Annotated in this window: 9 protein-coding genes and 1 pseudogene; 3 read left to right on the forward strand and 7 right to left on the reverse strand. The window is 60.2% G+C overall.

Annotated features, from left to right (window positions below; all coding sequences use genetic code 11):
- Window positions 1-16: 16 nt before the first annotated feature.
- From NCG89_RS08650 to NCG89_RS08680, 7 genes are all read right to left on the reverse strand, one after another.
- Window positions 17-1,231, reverse strand: coding sequence for a heme biosynthesis HemY N-terminal domain-containing protein (locus NCG89_RS08650; protein WP_251086126.1), 1,215 nt, complete (start codon window positions 1,229-1,231; stop codon window positions 17-19).
- The gene (locus NCG89_RS08655) at window positions 1,228-2,481 is read right to left on the reverse strand and encodes a uroporphyrinogen-III C-methyltransferase (protein WP_251086127.1); all 1,254 of its coding nucleotides are present in this window, start codon (window positions 2,479-2,481) and stop codon (window positions 1,228-1,230) included. The genes NCG89_RS08650 and NCG89_RS08655 overlap by 4 nt, the downstream gene beginning before the upstream one ends.
- Entirely contained in the window at window positions 2,481-3,284 is an 804-nt protein-coding gene (locus NCG89_RS08660; RefSeq protein ID WP_251086128.1) for a uroporphyrinogen-III synthase, read from the reverse strand. The genes NCG89_RS08655 and NCG89_RS08660 overlap by 1 nt, the downstream gene beginning before the upstream one ends.
- A complete protein-coding gene (gene hemC / locus NCG89_RS08665; protein ID WP_251086129.1) occupies window positions 3,262-4,212 on the reverse strand; it encodes a hydroxymethylbilane synthase in 951 nt (316 codons plus the stop codon). Before hemC ends, NCG89_RS08660 begins: the two co-directional genes overlap by 23 nt.
- 79 nt (window positions 4,213-4,291) lie before the next feature.
- Window positions 4,292-5,071 (reverse strand): LytR/AlgR family response regulator transcription factor, encoded by a 780-nt coding sequence (locus tag NCG89_RS08670; protein WP_251086130.1) that lies wholly within the window; start codon window positions 5,069-5,071, stop codon window positions 4,292-4,294.
- Window positions 5,068-6,150: a sensor histidine kinase gene (locus NCG89_RS08675; protein WP_251086131.1), complete on the reverse strand. Its 1,083-nt coding sequence runs from the start codon at window positions 6,148-6,150 to the stop codon at window positions 5,068-5,070. The genes NCG89_RS08670 and NCG89_RS08675 overlap by 4 nt, the downstream gene beginning before the upstream one ends.
- 113 nt (window positions 6,151-6,263) lie before the next feature.
- Window positions 6,264-7,910: a beta-helix domain-containing protein gene (locus tag NCG89_RS08680; RefSeq protein WP_251086132.1), complete on the reverse strand. Its 1,647-nt coding sequence runs from the start codon at window positions 7,908-7,910 to the stop codon at window positions 6,264-6,266.
- A gap of 238 nt (window positions 7,911-8,148) precedes the next feature.
- Between NCG89_RS08680 and argH the strand changes: the two genes are divergently transcribed.
- The 3 genes and pseudogenes from argH to NCG89_RS08695 all read left to right on the forward strand — a co-directional run bounded on the left by argH (window position 8,149) and on the right by NCG89_RS08695 (window position 13,938).
- Window positions 8,149-9,549 carry an argininosuccinate lyase gene (argH, locus tag NCG89_RS08685; RefSeq protein ID WP_251086133.1) on the forward strand — a complete coding sequence of 467 codons (1,401 nt, stop codon included), beginning with the start codon at window positions 8,149-8,151 and terminating at the stop codon, window positions 9,547-9,549.
- 178 nt (window positions 9,550-9,727) lie between these two features.
- Window positions 9,728-10,780 (forward strand): efflux RND transporter periplasmic adaptor subunit, encoded by a 1,053-nt coding sequence (locus tag NCG89_RS08690; protein ID WP_251086134.1) that lies wholly within the window; start codon window positions 9,728-9,730, stop codon window positions 10,778-10,780.
- Window positions 10,781-10,827: 47 nt separating this feature from the next.
- Window positions 10,828-13,938 (forward strand): annotated as a pseudogene (locus NCG89_RS08695) (efflux RND transporter permease subunit).
- The last annotated feature ends 52 nt before the right edge of the window (window positions 13,939-13,990 follow it).

The following is a 13,990-nucleotide window of genomic DNA, read 5'->3' on the forward strand; positions in this document are numbered from 1 at the left end:
GACAACGAGCATGTGGCTAGTGACTGATTTTCGGTTGCGGTAGCGGCGGCAAGGCTTGCGGGAACGTTTCCAGTGCCTCTCGGGTAAAGCGCTCGCCCTGATCACGCTCACCCATATTGACCAGCAGCCGGCCCAGTTCCAGACACACTTCATAGCCGCGCCCCTTGGCGTAGGCAGTCTCAAAGTACTCCCGCGCTTTTCCCCACAGCTCATTGCGCAGGCTGATTCGCCCAAGGGCCAGAAGCAACTCCGGGTTGGCAGGCTGCTCCCGAAGCCATTGCTCAGCGGCCGCCAATTGCCGGCCGGGGTCACTGCCCTGCAGACGCCCATAAATTGCGATTAGCTCTTCAGACCACTGATTCTTTAGCACCTGGCGCAAAAATGCCTCGGCAACCGCTTCGTCGATGCCTTGCAGTTTACGGGCATAAGCGGCAACCAATTCAACATCTCGATGCTGGGGTTTATTGAGGGATTTCCACCACGCCTGTAACTCATCAATGTCCCCCTTTTGCGCAGTCTTCTCCAGCCCACCCAACAATGCCTCACGTTCCAGCTCGCGCAGGCGCTCCTCTGGGTGAAGGTGATACTTGGCAAGCTCCGGTAGCAGAGCCAACAGCCCCGCCCAGTCCTTCAATCTCAGGTAGACCCGCTCTAGCAATAGCAGCACCGAAGGGTGGCGAGCGGCATTGCGCCGAACCCGAGTCAAGGTTGCCAGCGCCTCCTCTAACTGACCATTGTCGAGCAGCAGCTCAGCCTGCGTGAGCTCCACCGCAATGCCGGCTTTGGCAGTGGTTCCCTCTGCCAGACCCAGATAACGGCGAGTGGCTTTGCTTTCGCCCAGTGCGTGGCTCGCCCTGGCTGCCAACAAGTAATTGATCAACGGCGCATCGGTTTCCTCGGCAGACTCGACCAGCAAGCGCCGCGACTTTACCCAATTGCCCTCAACGAAGGCGATCAACCCCAGCGTGGTTTTGCTCCGGCCACGGCGCAAACGCCGATTGCCAAGATAATTGACTACCCGATCTGAAAGGCGGGCACCCCGACGCAGCGCGATAAATAGCACCACACCCACCACCAACAGCACCGCCAGCAGACCAAGACCAATCCACAAGGTCATTTCAATAGTGGTCTGACCATAGGCAATGAGGATGTAGCCCGGATCATACTGAATTGCAGCGGCCAGGCCGGCCGCCACTAACAACGTTAATAAGGCGGCGAAAAAGACTTTCATCCACCCACCTCTTGCTGCCAACGCCGGCTATCGATAAAGGTTTTCAAGGCCGCCAGCGACGCGGAAATATCAGGCATTTGACGATCCAGCGGCACCGCCATCAACTCATCGAGCTGCTGCAAAATACCCTGCAAGCGGTCATCGAGCTGGTAGTACTTGGTCAACCACTCTCTGGCCTGACCCAGGGAGCGCTGATACAGCGCCGGGCGCTCTGCCAGCAGCGCCATCTGCGCCTGCTCGACCATCAACTGCAGGCTGTAACCCAGCGCAGCTTCCTGCTCAGGTGCCAGCACCGGTTGAAAGTTCTCCTCGCGATGACGAATGCGAATGTAACTGCGCAGTTTTTCCCATGCCCGGCGAAAGCCATTGGCCAGGCGGTCCTGCCAGTTGCTGTCGGCGGGAGGAACCGGTTCAGCTTCGTAACGGGGCGCATCAAACAGGGAAAGACTGCTGAAAGATTGAGACAAGCCCTCAAGACGCAAATAGACCCCTTCGGTGTCAAACTGCGCCACCCCTTGCAGGGCAGACAGCTCCCGGGCGATTTCGGCACGCACCGTGTGCAGACCGGGATCATCCATCTCTTCAAGCACGCGATCGGCACTGGCCAACAACTGGCCTGCAGCCTTGGCATCTCGGCCCAACTGCAATCGCTGATTGGCCAACCTCAGCAAATATTCCGCTTCGGCAACTAACCAGTCTTTGCGATCGACGGTGGCCAGCTTATCTACCTGGGCAGTCAGCGCCTGGCTGCGACTGAGCAGTTGCGACACCTGCTGCTGCTGATCGGCGCGAAGCTGAGAGAGACTCTCCCGCTGACTTTCGAGGCTGCCAAGCAAGCGGTTTTGCTGCTTCTCAAGTTGCTCCACGTCCGTTTTCAGCGCCGCCAACAACGGGTCCGGCGGCTCGGGCAAAAGGTATTGCTGCTGGTACATCCAGGCGCTGGCACCCAGTGCCGCAACGCCAACCAGTAGCGCCAGTAATGCCACCAGAAGGGCGCCACGGCCCGACGACCCCGATTTACCACCGGGCTTGTTGCTGCCACGGGACTTGGATTTGCCAGTCACCGGCGCGGCTGCAGGCTTGTCTGAAGCGGCACTGCTCTGCGCAGAGGGTGGGGTCGAAGGCGGGGCGGGTTTGTCTTCCGCGCCACCTTCGGTTTTGCCTGACACGGCTGCATCACTGGCGCCGGTTGATCCCAGCGGAGATTCCGCATCGGGGGGAGTGGGCGTGTCTGGTTTATCGCCGCTCATTATCCTCTCTCAATTTCGCCGAGGGCCATCAGGGTCGCTTCCGTGCCAGCATTTTCCGCCTGCACCACCCTGGCATAACCCAAATCATGAGCCAGTTGCGCCACCCGTTCACTGGGCACGACCAGCGTTACATTATTTGTCTGTTCACCTGGCGGGCAATGCCGGTGAAAATTCGCCAGTGTCTCGCCGCTGTTCAGGCAGACCGCGTTGATCTGATGTTTTACCAGTAATGCGCGCAGTTCGCCATGCTCCAGATCCGGACCCTGCCGTTGGTAGCATTCAGCATAGTCCACCTTTGCGCCTCGCTGAGTCAGGCCTTGCGCGAGGGATTCCCGTCCACCAACACCGCGGACGATCAGCACTTTTTCCCCGGTCAGGTTCTGCAAATCCGGCAACGCCAACAAGGCCTCGCTGGTCATTGTCCGACTATCAACGGACTGATCAGGACAGCGTATCGGCAGATCCCAACGGGCTAACGCCTCGGCAGTTGCCGCCCCGATGGCGTAGGGCACCACCCGCTGCGGCCACTGGGGCCAGTATTGATCAATCAGCGCCATTCCCTGAGCCACGGCATTGACACTGATAAAGATAACCCGCTGATACAGGTCCAGGTCCAGGATCCGTGTCCGGCTCAGGCGCAGTGCCGGGTTATCTTCCGCCAACGGCAAAATCTGCAACAGCGGGCAATGCCAGGCCTGGGCTCCGACATCGCGAAGCGCGTCGAGCAAGGTCTCGGCCCGATCCACCGGCCGGGTGACCAGTACTCGCAGGCCCGGCAGCTCAACCCGCGGATTGATCGCCATACACCGCTCGCAAAATAGCGTCGGCGCCCTGCGCCAGCAGATCTTCAGCCACAGCAATTCCCAGCGCCTCAGGGTTATCCAGCGGCCCCCGGGCCTCCGCCACCAATAAGGTGGTGCCGTCAGGTGTACCCACCCGGCCCCGCAACCAAAGCTGCGTGGGATCCTGCGGATCAACAATGGCATAGCCGGCAATCGGCACCTGACACCCCCCTTCCAGTCGGCGGTTCATTGCCCGCTCGGCGAGAACATCACGGTTGGTAGCAGCATCGTGCAGGGGCTGCAGCAACGCGATTAGCTCGGCATCATCACTGCGCGTTTCCACCCCGACAGCGCCCTGGCCGCAGGCGGGCAGGCTTTGTTCAACGGGCAGCAGCTGGGCAATGCGATCTTGCAGCCTCAGGCGAATCAACCCGGCTGCAGCCAAAATGATCGCGTCAAATTGCCCTTCATCGAGTTTGCGCAAGCGGGTTTGCACATTGCCCCGCAGACTGGAGACGTTTAAATCTGGGCGCAGCGCTTTTAACTGGCATTCCCGGCGCAAGCTGGATGTCCCCACGTGGGCACCCTGGGGCAGGGCATCAAGGGAAGCAAAATGGTTGCTGACAAAGGCGTCCCGGGGGTCTTCCCGTTCACAGATAATGGCCAGCCCCAATCCTTCAGGAAACTCCATCGGCACATCCTTCATCGAATGCACGGCGATGTCGGCCCGGTCTTCCAGCATGGCCTGCTCAAGCTCTTTAACGAACAGCGCTTTACCGCCGATTTTGGAAAGCGGCGAGTCAAGTAACTGGTCGCCTCGCGTGGTCATTCCCACCAGCTCCACTGCCAGCCCCGGATGGGCCTGTTCCAGGGCCGCTTTGATATATTCGGCCTGCCACAGCGCCAGTAGGCTTTCTCGGGTGGCGATGCGAACAGTCTGGCGGGGCATAAGCTTCTTCCTGCAAGTTGGAGGGTGGACGACAAGAGCCGGCTATCATACGCCAGCAAGGGGAAGCGATAAAATCGCGTTAGTCCCCGCTGCCCTGCCCAGACTGGCCCAGCCGCGCCTTGAACGCCGACAGGTGGCGACGACTGATCACCGGCCCCTGATCAACATCGCGCAGCACCACCCGGTAGCGCCCGGCAGCGCTGCGGCGCATCCCCGTTACCTGGGCCCACACAACGAGCGCATTGCGATGAACCCGCTGAACTGCAGCGCCGAGCTGATCTTCAAGCTCTTTCAAACTGTCGTCCAGAATCAATTCGCCGCCTGTGTGCACGGCAGACACATACTTATTATCCGCGTGAAAATAGCGGACCTGGGAAAAGGGCAGGCGTTGCATCCCGGCAGCGCTGCGGGCGCAGAACTCCCGACCATCTACGGAATTTCTCTCAGCAATAGCCGTGGCATCGAGCGCGTTGAGCTGGGCGCGGTTCAAACGGGACGCGCGAGCCAGCGCCTGACGCAGCTTGTCCCGCGTCACCGGTTTTAACAGGTAGGCTACCGCTTGCGCCTCAAAAGCAGCGATGGCGTGCTCATCGTATGCCGTACAAAAAATGACCGCCGGTGCTGGTTGCTCGGCGCTTGTATGCCGAGCCATCAATTGCTGGGCCACCGCCAGACCATTGATGCCGGGCATTTCGATATCGAGCAGCACCACATCGACCGGCGTCTCGGCAAAACAGCTCAGCGCCTGCTCGCCGTTTTCCGCCTCGGTCACCGGCGCCACCTCGCCCACGGATGCAAGCAAACGCAGCATCCGCTGCCGGGCCAGGGGCTCATCGTCCACCACCATGACACTCATCATGGGGCCACCTCACCAGCAGGGCCTGTGGTGGGCAAATTCAGGCGCGCAACAAAATAATCCTCTGCGGAGTGCATTTGCAGCGAAGCCCGGCTGCCGTACAGGGCTTCCAGACGCTGGCGAATATTGTTGCCTCCCTGGCCATTGCCAGCGCCCCTGGCAGCGAGCGGCGGACAAGGGTTGCGAATCTCCACGGTGATCATGCCGTCACGATGAACAACCTGCACATGCAGAGTACCGCCGCCGGGCAGGCGCTGAATGCCATGCAAAATCGCATTTTCCAACAGCGGCTGCAAAATGAGTGACGGGACCCGCACCGGGGAATGTGACGCAGTTTCTTGCCAGTCCACCTGTAGTCGATCGGCGAGGCGGTTTTGCTCAATGCGAAGGTAGCTTTGACATAGCGCCCGCTCCTCAGACCAGCTCACCCGCTTCTGGCTGCCACTGAGGTTTGCCCGAAACAGCGCCGCCAGATCCTCAACGGCCTGCTCTGCCCGCTGGGGGTCAACCACAATCAAGCTGGAGATACTGTTCAGGGTGTTAAAAAGAAAGTGAGGACGAATCCGGGATTGCAGGGCATCCAGTCGCGCGTTCAATGCGCTTTGTTGCCGCTCACGCAGCTGCTGGCCCAAGTAGATATACCGCAGGCTGATGCCAATGATAATGGTCGCCAACACCAGACTGTCGAGAATCCACCACCAATCCAGGCCTGCGATCCCCTCGTTGCCGGTGGCGGACAATATCATCTGGCACGACACACTCAGCAGCGCGACCCACAACAGGCAAACGATAAAACTCAGCCCGGCGCTGCGGGCCGTGCCCAGCCGGGCAAAAACTCCACGAAGTCGGCAAAGCAACGCGGCGGCGCCCAGGGTTCCCCACAGCAAAAACAAGGAGGCATAGGCGAGCAGCAGAAAATCGAACTGGCGCACACCGGATAACAGAACGGTGTAGGCCACCGCCAGCAATTCGGACAACAGCACCAGCATGAGCAGCGATGTGGGGCTGCACACATCACCAACAAAGGGCGCCGGGCGCGCTGGCCCGGCGCCCTCGTCGACCAGTTTGTTTGAGGTAGTCACTGCCACAATGAAACGCCTGCCCGCTGGGATGGCTGAATCATAGCAGGACTTGGCAAGCCGCTGAAAAGCGACACCGCCAGGCGCCGCTTGATGAATACATGCTTGCTTGAAAATCAGTTGGGGTCGAAGCGGGTCCAGCCGTCAAACCACTGGGGCTGAGTACCGGGGCGAACGGCGCCGCGATAAGTAGCGGCCTCGTCCCAGAACTCACCTTCGGGAATCGCCACTGCGCCATGCCCGGCGGGGGAATCCACCGGCAACTGCAGTGCCGCCACGGTGTAATCCACCGGGTTGCCCTGCCACAGAGGCTGGGCAAACAGCTCGCCACGGCTGCGAAAGTAGCTCAGCTCGTCCAGGCCATTGTCATCATTCTGCGCCCCCGCTTCATCGGCAAAAAAGGTATTGCCGCCGGGGCCCACATTGCTGATCGCCAAACCGCTGAAACTGAGGCTGCCGTCGCTGGCATTGGCGCTGGTGGCCGAATCTTTAATGTCGATGGCTTCGCCAGAGAAACCGCTGATCAGCACATTGTGAAAGTGCCCGGCGGTGCCGCGGCGCAGGGTCATGCCCCGCTGAAACTTCTCGCCGCTGCGCATGCTCAGCAAGCTGACATTGTAAAGCAGGGGTTCAGAGCGGGGCTTGGCCAGATGATCACTGTCGAGGTTATCCGCTTCGATGGCGTTGTCGCCAACGTCGGGGTATTGCACCACCAGCAGATGCTGCACCCGGCCTTGCCAGCCCATATCCCAGTCGAGGGAGTCATCCCCCGCGCCGGTGATAATGACGTTCTTCAAATCAACACTGCCACCAAAAATTTCCACACCATCATCCAGCGAGCGGTGCACCTGCACGTTGCGCAGAATCGTGTTGCTGCCGCAGCCGCCCAGGGTCAGGCCATTGAGTTCATTATTGGCATAGACTTCAAAGCCGGCGTATTCAATGCGAGCGAACTCCAGCACGCCGCAGCTATCTTCGGCGCGGCCGCCGCCGAATGCGCCGCGGCTGTCATCGGCAGGAACCCCTTCAATCTGGGCGTAGCGATTATTCACCGGCGCCGCGCCCAGCAATACCAGACCGCCCCAATCCCCGGCATGGCGTTCTCCTGGCGCGTTGGCGCTGGTGAAAACCACGGGTGCTCTGGCGTTGCCCCGAGCTTCAATACGCGCATCCCGGGTGACGACCAGGGCGCTGCCGGCAGCGCCCTGAACCACGGTGCCCGCATCGATGGTCAACAGGCCACCGGCTTCCACATACACCACCCCGTCAAGCTGCCAGATCCGGTCGGCGGTCCAGTGATGTTTGCCATACAGCGGGCCAGCGACCGACTCCACGTTGCTGCTGGTGCCGCCGCCAAAGATAAAGACCAGGCCTGCGGCAAGGCAGGCCACCGCCGCCGCGGCTACCAAGCCCAACATCGAGCGCTGCCGTTTATCGGTGGCGTTGTCCGCGTTACCTGGCCTCCCCGCCGTGATGGTTTCCGCGATATCGGGATTGAAAGGTAAACCCGCGTCACCTGCCGAGCTGGTGTGAGTGAGTTCGCCGTCCACGTTGAGTTGGCGCAAGCGCTTACCGAGTTCACGAATTTCTGCGTTTCCACTGATCGCAGCCTGATCAATGAGCTCTCGCCGATACTGGCTATCTTTAAGCAGCGTGCTGAAATGCACGTAACGCACACCGCCGTCGCCGTGCTTGTCGTAGGTCTGCTTTAACTGCCACAGCAGTTCCACCAAGCGCGCCCGGGGAGAAGAAACCTCGGCCATTGTCCGCCCTCAACTAACGAATGGATTATTCAGGCGGCAAGTATCCGTAGACTTTGTGACAAGAACATGACGTAAGTACACATACGGCCAGCAATGTCCGGCCTGCGAAAGGGGCACCAACAAGGCCGGCGCGAGGCTAAACGCCAAGCCGCTATTGCTGGTATAATGCGCGCCTTTTCGCACCCGCAATCAACCGAGCAGCATGGCCGTCGCCGCGGCCAGTACAGGAAAGCAACCGATGAGCAATGAAGAGACCAGCATCAAACCCTGGGGCGGCCGTTTTTCCGAGGCAACCGACGCTTTCGTCGAGCGCTTCACCGCGTCAGTGACCTTTGATCAACGACTCTACCACCACGACATCAACGGCTCGCTGGCCCACGCCGCCATGTTGGCCAAGGTAGGGGTGCTCAGCGACGACGAGTTGCAACAGATTCAAAGCGGGCTGGAAGCCATCCGCAAAGAAATTGAAACCGGCAACTTTAATTGGTCGGTCAGCCTTGAAGATGTGCACATGAACATCGAGGCCCGGCTCACCGACAAGATCGGCATCACCGGCAAAAAACTGCACACCGGCCGCTCACGCAATGACCAGGTTGCCACCGATATTCGCCTGTACCTGCGCGATGAAATCGGCGTAATTGTCGGCGAACTGACTCGACTGCAATCGGGCCTGATCGACCTGGCCACCCGGGAGGCCGACACCATCATGCCCGGCTTCACCCACTTGCAAACGGCCCAGCCGGTCACCTTCGGCCACCATATTCTGGCCTGGAATGAAATGCTGGAGCGGGACTTTGGCCGCCTGCAGGACTGTGCCACACGACTCAACCAATGTCCCTTGGGCGCCGCTGCCCTGGCGGGCACCACCTACCCCATCGACCGGCATTACAGCGCACAGCTGCTCGGCTTTGACGGCCCCACCGAAAACTCTCTGGACTCGGTCAGCGATCGCGACTTTGCCATTGAGTTTGCCGCGGCAGCCAGTTTGATCATGACCCACCTGTCGCGCTTCAGCGAAGAGTTGGTGCTGTGGACCTCCTCCCAGTTCAACTTCGTGAACCTGCCCGACCGGTTCTGTACCGGCTCCAGCATTATGCCCCAGAAGAAAAACCCCGACGTGCCAGAACTGATTCGGGGCAAGGTCGGCCGGGTGAATGGCCATCTGTTCAGCCTGCTGACCTTGATGAAATCCCAACCCCTGGCCTACAACAAGGACAACCAGGAAGACAAAGAGCCCCTGTTCGATATCATTGATACCCTACGCGACAGCCTCAAGGCCTACGCCGATATGGCACCGGCAATTACCGTGAATGCCGAGGTCACTCGGGAGGCGGCTCTGCGGGGCTTTTCCACGGCCACCGATCTGGCCGACTACCTGGTACGCAAGGGCTTGCCCTTCCGCGACGCCCACGAAGTCGTCGGCAAATCCGTCGCCTTTGGCATCAAGGAAGGTCGCGACCTATCCCAACTCAGTCTGGCCGAGCTGCAGCAGTTCAGCACCCTGATCGACGAGGACGTCTTCGACGTACTCACCCTTGAGGGCTCAGTAAACGCGCGCAACCACATTGGTGGAACGGCACCCGCCCAGGTGAAAGCCGCCGCCCAGCGGGCCGCGGAGAAGTTGGCCCAGCGCAGCTGATCTGACCGACACCAAAATTTATCTTTCTAAGAAGGCAATTACCCTTTTTGGTGGTATGGTAAACCCTTTGGTGCGCGCTCAATCCGCTAGTCGTTTCACCTGACGCCGATTAGCTTCGGCGCAGATGACGGCGCACGATCTGACGCCAACCCTTTTTGCCTCAGGAGTTCTACACCCCATGCCCGCCCGCATGCGCTCATTGCTGTGTCTGCTTTCGCCACTGCTGCTGGTCAGTGCCTGTAACGACACTGACGCTACCCAAGCCGCCCCACGGCCACCTGCAGCCGTAGCGATTCAAACACTCGCGCCTCAGGAAATCCAGCAGCGCATTCAGGCGCTGGGTACCTTGCTCGCCCGTGAATCTATCGACGTCACCGCCAGCGTCAGTGAAAAGATCACCTCACTGAAGTTTAGCGATGGCGACACCGTCAGCGAAGGCCAGCTCCTGGCCACCCTGGCGCAACAGGAAGAACAGGCACTGCTGGCCGCCGCCAAGGCCGATCTTGCGGAGCAAGAGCGAGAGTTGAAACGCCTGGAGGGACTCATTCAGCGCAAGGTGGCCGCCCAAACCGAGTACGACCAACGCCAGACTGCCAAGCTGCAAGCCCTGGCTCGAATCAAGGAGGTGGAGGCCATGATTGCCGAGCGCAACATCACGGCCCCCTTTGCCGGACAGGTGGGCCTGCGCCAGGTCAGCCCCGGCGCCCTGGTGACACCGGGTGAGGTCATTACCACCCTGGATGACACCAGCGTGATGCGAATGGATTTTCAGATTCCTGCCCTCTACCTCACCAGCATTGCCAAAGGGCAAACCGTGGAAGCCTACAGCGAAGCCTTACAGCGCCGCTTTAGCGGGACGATTACCGCAATCGACAGCCGCATTGACCGGGTCGCCCGCAACATCAATGTGCGAGCCGAACTGGCCAACCCCGACGGACAACTCAAGCCCGGCATGCTGATGCGCCTGGCGCTCATCACCCAACAACGTCAGGCCTTGATGGTGAAAGAAGAAGCCCTGCAGAGCGTGCAAGACCAGCACTTTGTTTGGGTGGTGGACGACAGCAACACCGCGCGCAAACAGCAAATTGAACTGGGCCTGCGCCAGCCCGGACTGGTTGAAGTCCGCGCCGGACTGAACGCCGGTACCAAGGTCATCTACCAGGGCTATGACATGCTGCGCGACGGTGCTTCCGTAGCACCCCAAAGCGACAGCGCTGCCCCGCAAGACTGACCGGACAATCACCCGCCAGGTAACCACGACTCTTTGCGAAGCCCAACATGCTGCTATCAGATCTTTCAGTGAAACGCCCCGTGTTCGCCACGGTTGTCAGCCTGCTACTGGTAGCCTTCGGCCTACTGTCCTTTGAGCGCTTGGCCCTGCGGGAATACCCGGACATTGATCCGCCAATTGTGTCGATCACCACTCAATATATTGGCGCCTAAGCCGAGGTGGTAGAGTCACGAATCACCCAGGTGATTGAAGACAACATCTCCGGTGTGGAGGGCATCAAAACCATCAGCAGCGCCAGCCAGGACAGCTTTTCATCGATCAATATCGAGTTTGAGCTGGACCGGGATATCGATGCGGCTGCCAACGATGTTCGCGATCGGGTGTCACGGGTGATGGGCAACCTGCCCGACGAAGCCGAAGCCCCCCAAGTACAAAAGGCCGATGCCGACGACAACGTGATTGTCTGGTTCAACTTAACCTCTACCAAAATGAGTCTGCTTGAGCTGGCCGATTACGCCAACCGCTACGTGGTTGATCGCTTTTCGGCGGTCGACGGGGTCGCCCGTATCCGGGTCAGCGGCGGCCCGGACTACGCCATGCGCATCTGGCTGGACCGCGAGGCGATGGCCGCGCGGAATATCACCGCCGGCGAAGTCGAGGCAGCCCTGCGCCGGGAGAACGTAGAACTCCCCGCCGGCACCCTGAAGTCAATCAACCGGGACTTCACCATTAAAATTAGCCGGCAATACCAGACCGAATCAGATTTCGCCGACCTGGTGCTGCGCAAGGAAGACAGCGGGTACCTGCTGCGCCTCAGCGACGTTGCCCGCATCGAGCTGGCCGCCAGCGAGTACCGCAATCTGTTCCGGGGTAATGGCGTGCCCATGGTGGGTGTGGGCATCATCAAACAGAGCACCGCAAACACCCTGTCCGTTGCCGAAGCCGCCAAGGCAGAGGCCGATGCCGTGAGGCGGTCCCTGCCCGAGGGCACCCACCTGCGCTCCAGCTACGACAGCTCCGTATTTATCAGCGGCGCCATCAGCGAGGTCTACAGCACCTTGTTCATTGCCGCCGGCCTGGTGGTGCTGGTGATCTTTATTTTCCTCGGCGATTTCCGCGCCATGCTGGTCCCCGCCTTGACCGTGCCGGTGTCATTGATTGCCACCTTCACAGCACTGTACGCACTGGGCTACACCATCAATCTTCTCACCCTGCTGGCCCTGGTGCTGGCCATCGGCCTGGTAGTGGACGACAGTATCGTCGTGCTGGAGAACATTCACCGACGCCTCCTCGACGGTGAACCGCCCCTGGTGGCGGCCTATCGCGGCGCTCGCCAGGTGGGCTTCGCAGTCATCGCCACTACCGCCGTGCTGGTCGCCGTGTTTGCGCCCATCACGTTTTTGGAGGGCGACATCGGCCGGCTGTTTGGCGAATTTGCCGTCGCCATGGCCATGGCGGTGATCTTCTCCAGCATCGTCGCCCTGACCTTGTCACCCATGTTGTGCTCCAAACTGCTAAAGCGCGAAGCCATGCACGGCAAGCTGGCCGATTTTGTTGAAGGGCTACTGCATCGGATGGAAGGCAGTTACCGGCGTACCCTGGAGGCCAGCCAGCGCCGCCCGGTGGTATCTGGCGCCATTCTGTTTGCCACCATCGGCCTGTGCATTTTCTTCCTACAGAAAGTCCCCGCTGAGTTCGCCCCCACCGAAGACCGGGGGGTGATCTTCCTGGTGATGCGCGGCCCCGAAGGCTCGTCTTACAACTACACCGCCGCCCAGCTGGGTGAGGTCGAAGAGCGCCTGATGCCCCTGGTCGACAACGGGGAAATTCGCCGCCTGCTGCTGCGCGCACCGGGCGGCCGCGGCGGCGCCGACATTTATAACCAGGCGATTGGCATCGTGGTGCTAAACGATTGGAGCCAACGCCGCCCCGGTGGCGAAATCGTAGCCGACATTCGCCAACGGCTCGGTGATTTTACTGGCCTGAGCGTGTTTCCTATTCAGCCCCAGGCCCTGGGCGGCCACGGCTTTAACAAACCGGTAGAGTTTGTGCTCGGTGGCAGCAATTACGCCGAGCTGGCCAAATGGCGGGATATTATTCTCGCCGAGGCCCAGACCAATCCGGGCTTGCTCGGCGTAGACAGCGATTATCGGGAAACCAAGCCCCAGCTGGAGGTCACGGTTAATCGCGCCCGAGCGGCCACCTTGGGCGTATCTACCCAGGAGATTAACAGCACTCTGGAAACCCTGCTGGGCTCGCGCACGGCCACCACCTTTATGATGGGCGGCGAAGAATACGACGTGATCCTCGAAGGTGAACTCGACAGCCAGCGCAGCCCCTCCGACCTGGAAAACATCTACGTGCGTGCCGACACCGGTCGGCTGATTCCGCTGGCCAACCTGGTCACCCTGCGGGAGCTAGGTGATGCTGCTGTGCTCAATCGCTACAACCGGGTTCGCGCCATCACCATCGAGGCCAGTCTGGCGCCAGGCTATTCGCTGGGCGAAGCACTGACCTATCTGGAAAACCTGGCGCGCGAAAAAACGCCAGAGGCCGTGATCGATTACAAAGGGGAATCGTTGGATTACATGGAGGCAGGCGGCACCGTGATATTCACCTTCGCTCTGGCCATGCTGGTGGTCTATCTGGTACTCGCCGCGCAGTTCGAAAGCTTTATTCATCCCTTCGTGATTCTACTCAGCGTGCCACTGGCGGTAGCGGGGGCTCTGCTGGGCCTCTACCTCACCGGGGAAAGCCTGAATATTTACAGCCAGATCGCATTGATCATGCTCGTTGGCCTGGCGGCCAAAAACGGGATCTTGCTGGTGGAATTCGCCAACCAGCTGCGCGACCAGGGTGTGGCCTTTGACGACGCTGTGCTGCAATCCGCCCAACAGCGGCTGCGCCCCATTGTGATGACGGCGATCACCACCGTGGCCGGGGCAGTGCCGCTGTTAATGGCATCGGGTGCGGGCAGCGAATCGCGTTCAGTGATTGGTATTGTGGTGGTTTTCGGCGTAACTGCCGCCACCCTGTTTACCTTGTTTGTCATTCCCATGGCCTATCGCTTGCTCGCTCGCAACAGCGGATCACCCAAGGCCATCAGTCAGCAGTTGCATCGCCAACTGGTGGAATACCAAGACAAGGAAGAACGCTGATTCCCGACAGGTAGGTGTGGGGTAGAAAGAACAAACCCGGCAAGATGCCGGG

Source organism: Spongiibacter taiwanensis, from assembly GCF_023702635.1.
Classification (GTDB): domain Bacteria; phylum Pseudomonadota; class Gammaproteobacteria; order Pseudomonadales; family Spongiibacteraceae; genus Spongiibacter; species Spongiibacter taiwanensis.

What these genes read in the sequence shown, in the direction of transcription:
- NCG89_RS08650 (WP_251086126.1), bottom strand. Translation starts at nt 1,231, where the DNA reads ATGAAAGTCTTTTTCGCCGCCTTATTAACGTTGTTAGTGGCGGCCGGC.
- NCG89_RS08655 (WP_251086127.1), bottom strand. Translation starts at nt 2,481, where the DNA reads ATGAGCGGCGATAAACCAGACACGCCCACTCCCCCCGATGCGGAATCT.
- NCG89_RS08660 (WP_251086128.1), bottom strand. Translation starts at nt 3,284, where the DNA reads ATGGCGATCAATCCGCGGGTTGAGCTGCCGGGCCTGCGAGTACTGGTC.
- hemC (WP_251086129.1), bottom strand. Translation starts at nt 4,212, where the DNA reads ATGCCCCGCCAGACTGTTCGCATCGCCACCCGAGAAAGCCTACTGGCG.
- NCG89_RS08670 (WP_251086130.1), bottom strand. Translation starts at nt 5,071, where the DNA reads ATGATGAGTGTCATGGTGGTGGACGATGAGCCCCTGGCCCGGCAGCGG.
- NCG89_RS08680 (WP_251086132.1), bottom strand. Translation starts at nt 7,910, where the DNA reads ATGGCCGAGGTTTCTTCTCCCCGGGCGCGCTTGGTGGAACTGCTGTGG.
- argH (WP_251086133.1), top strand. Translation starts at nt 8,149, where the DNA reads ATGAGCAATGAAGAGACCAGCATCAAACCCTGGGGCGGCCGTTTTTCC.
- NCG89_RS08690 (WP_251086134.1), top strand. Translation starts at nt 9,728, where the DNA reads ATGCCCGCCCGCATGCGCTCATTGCTGTGTCTGCTTTCGCCACTGCTG.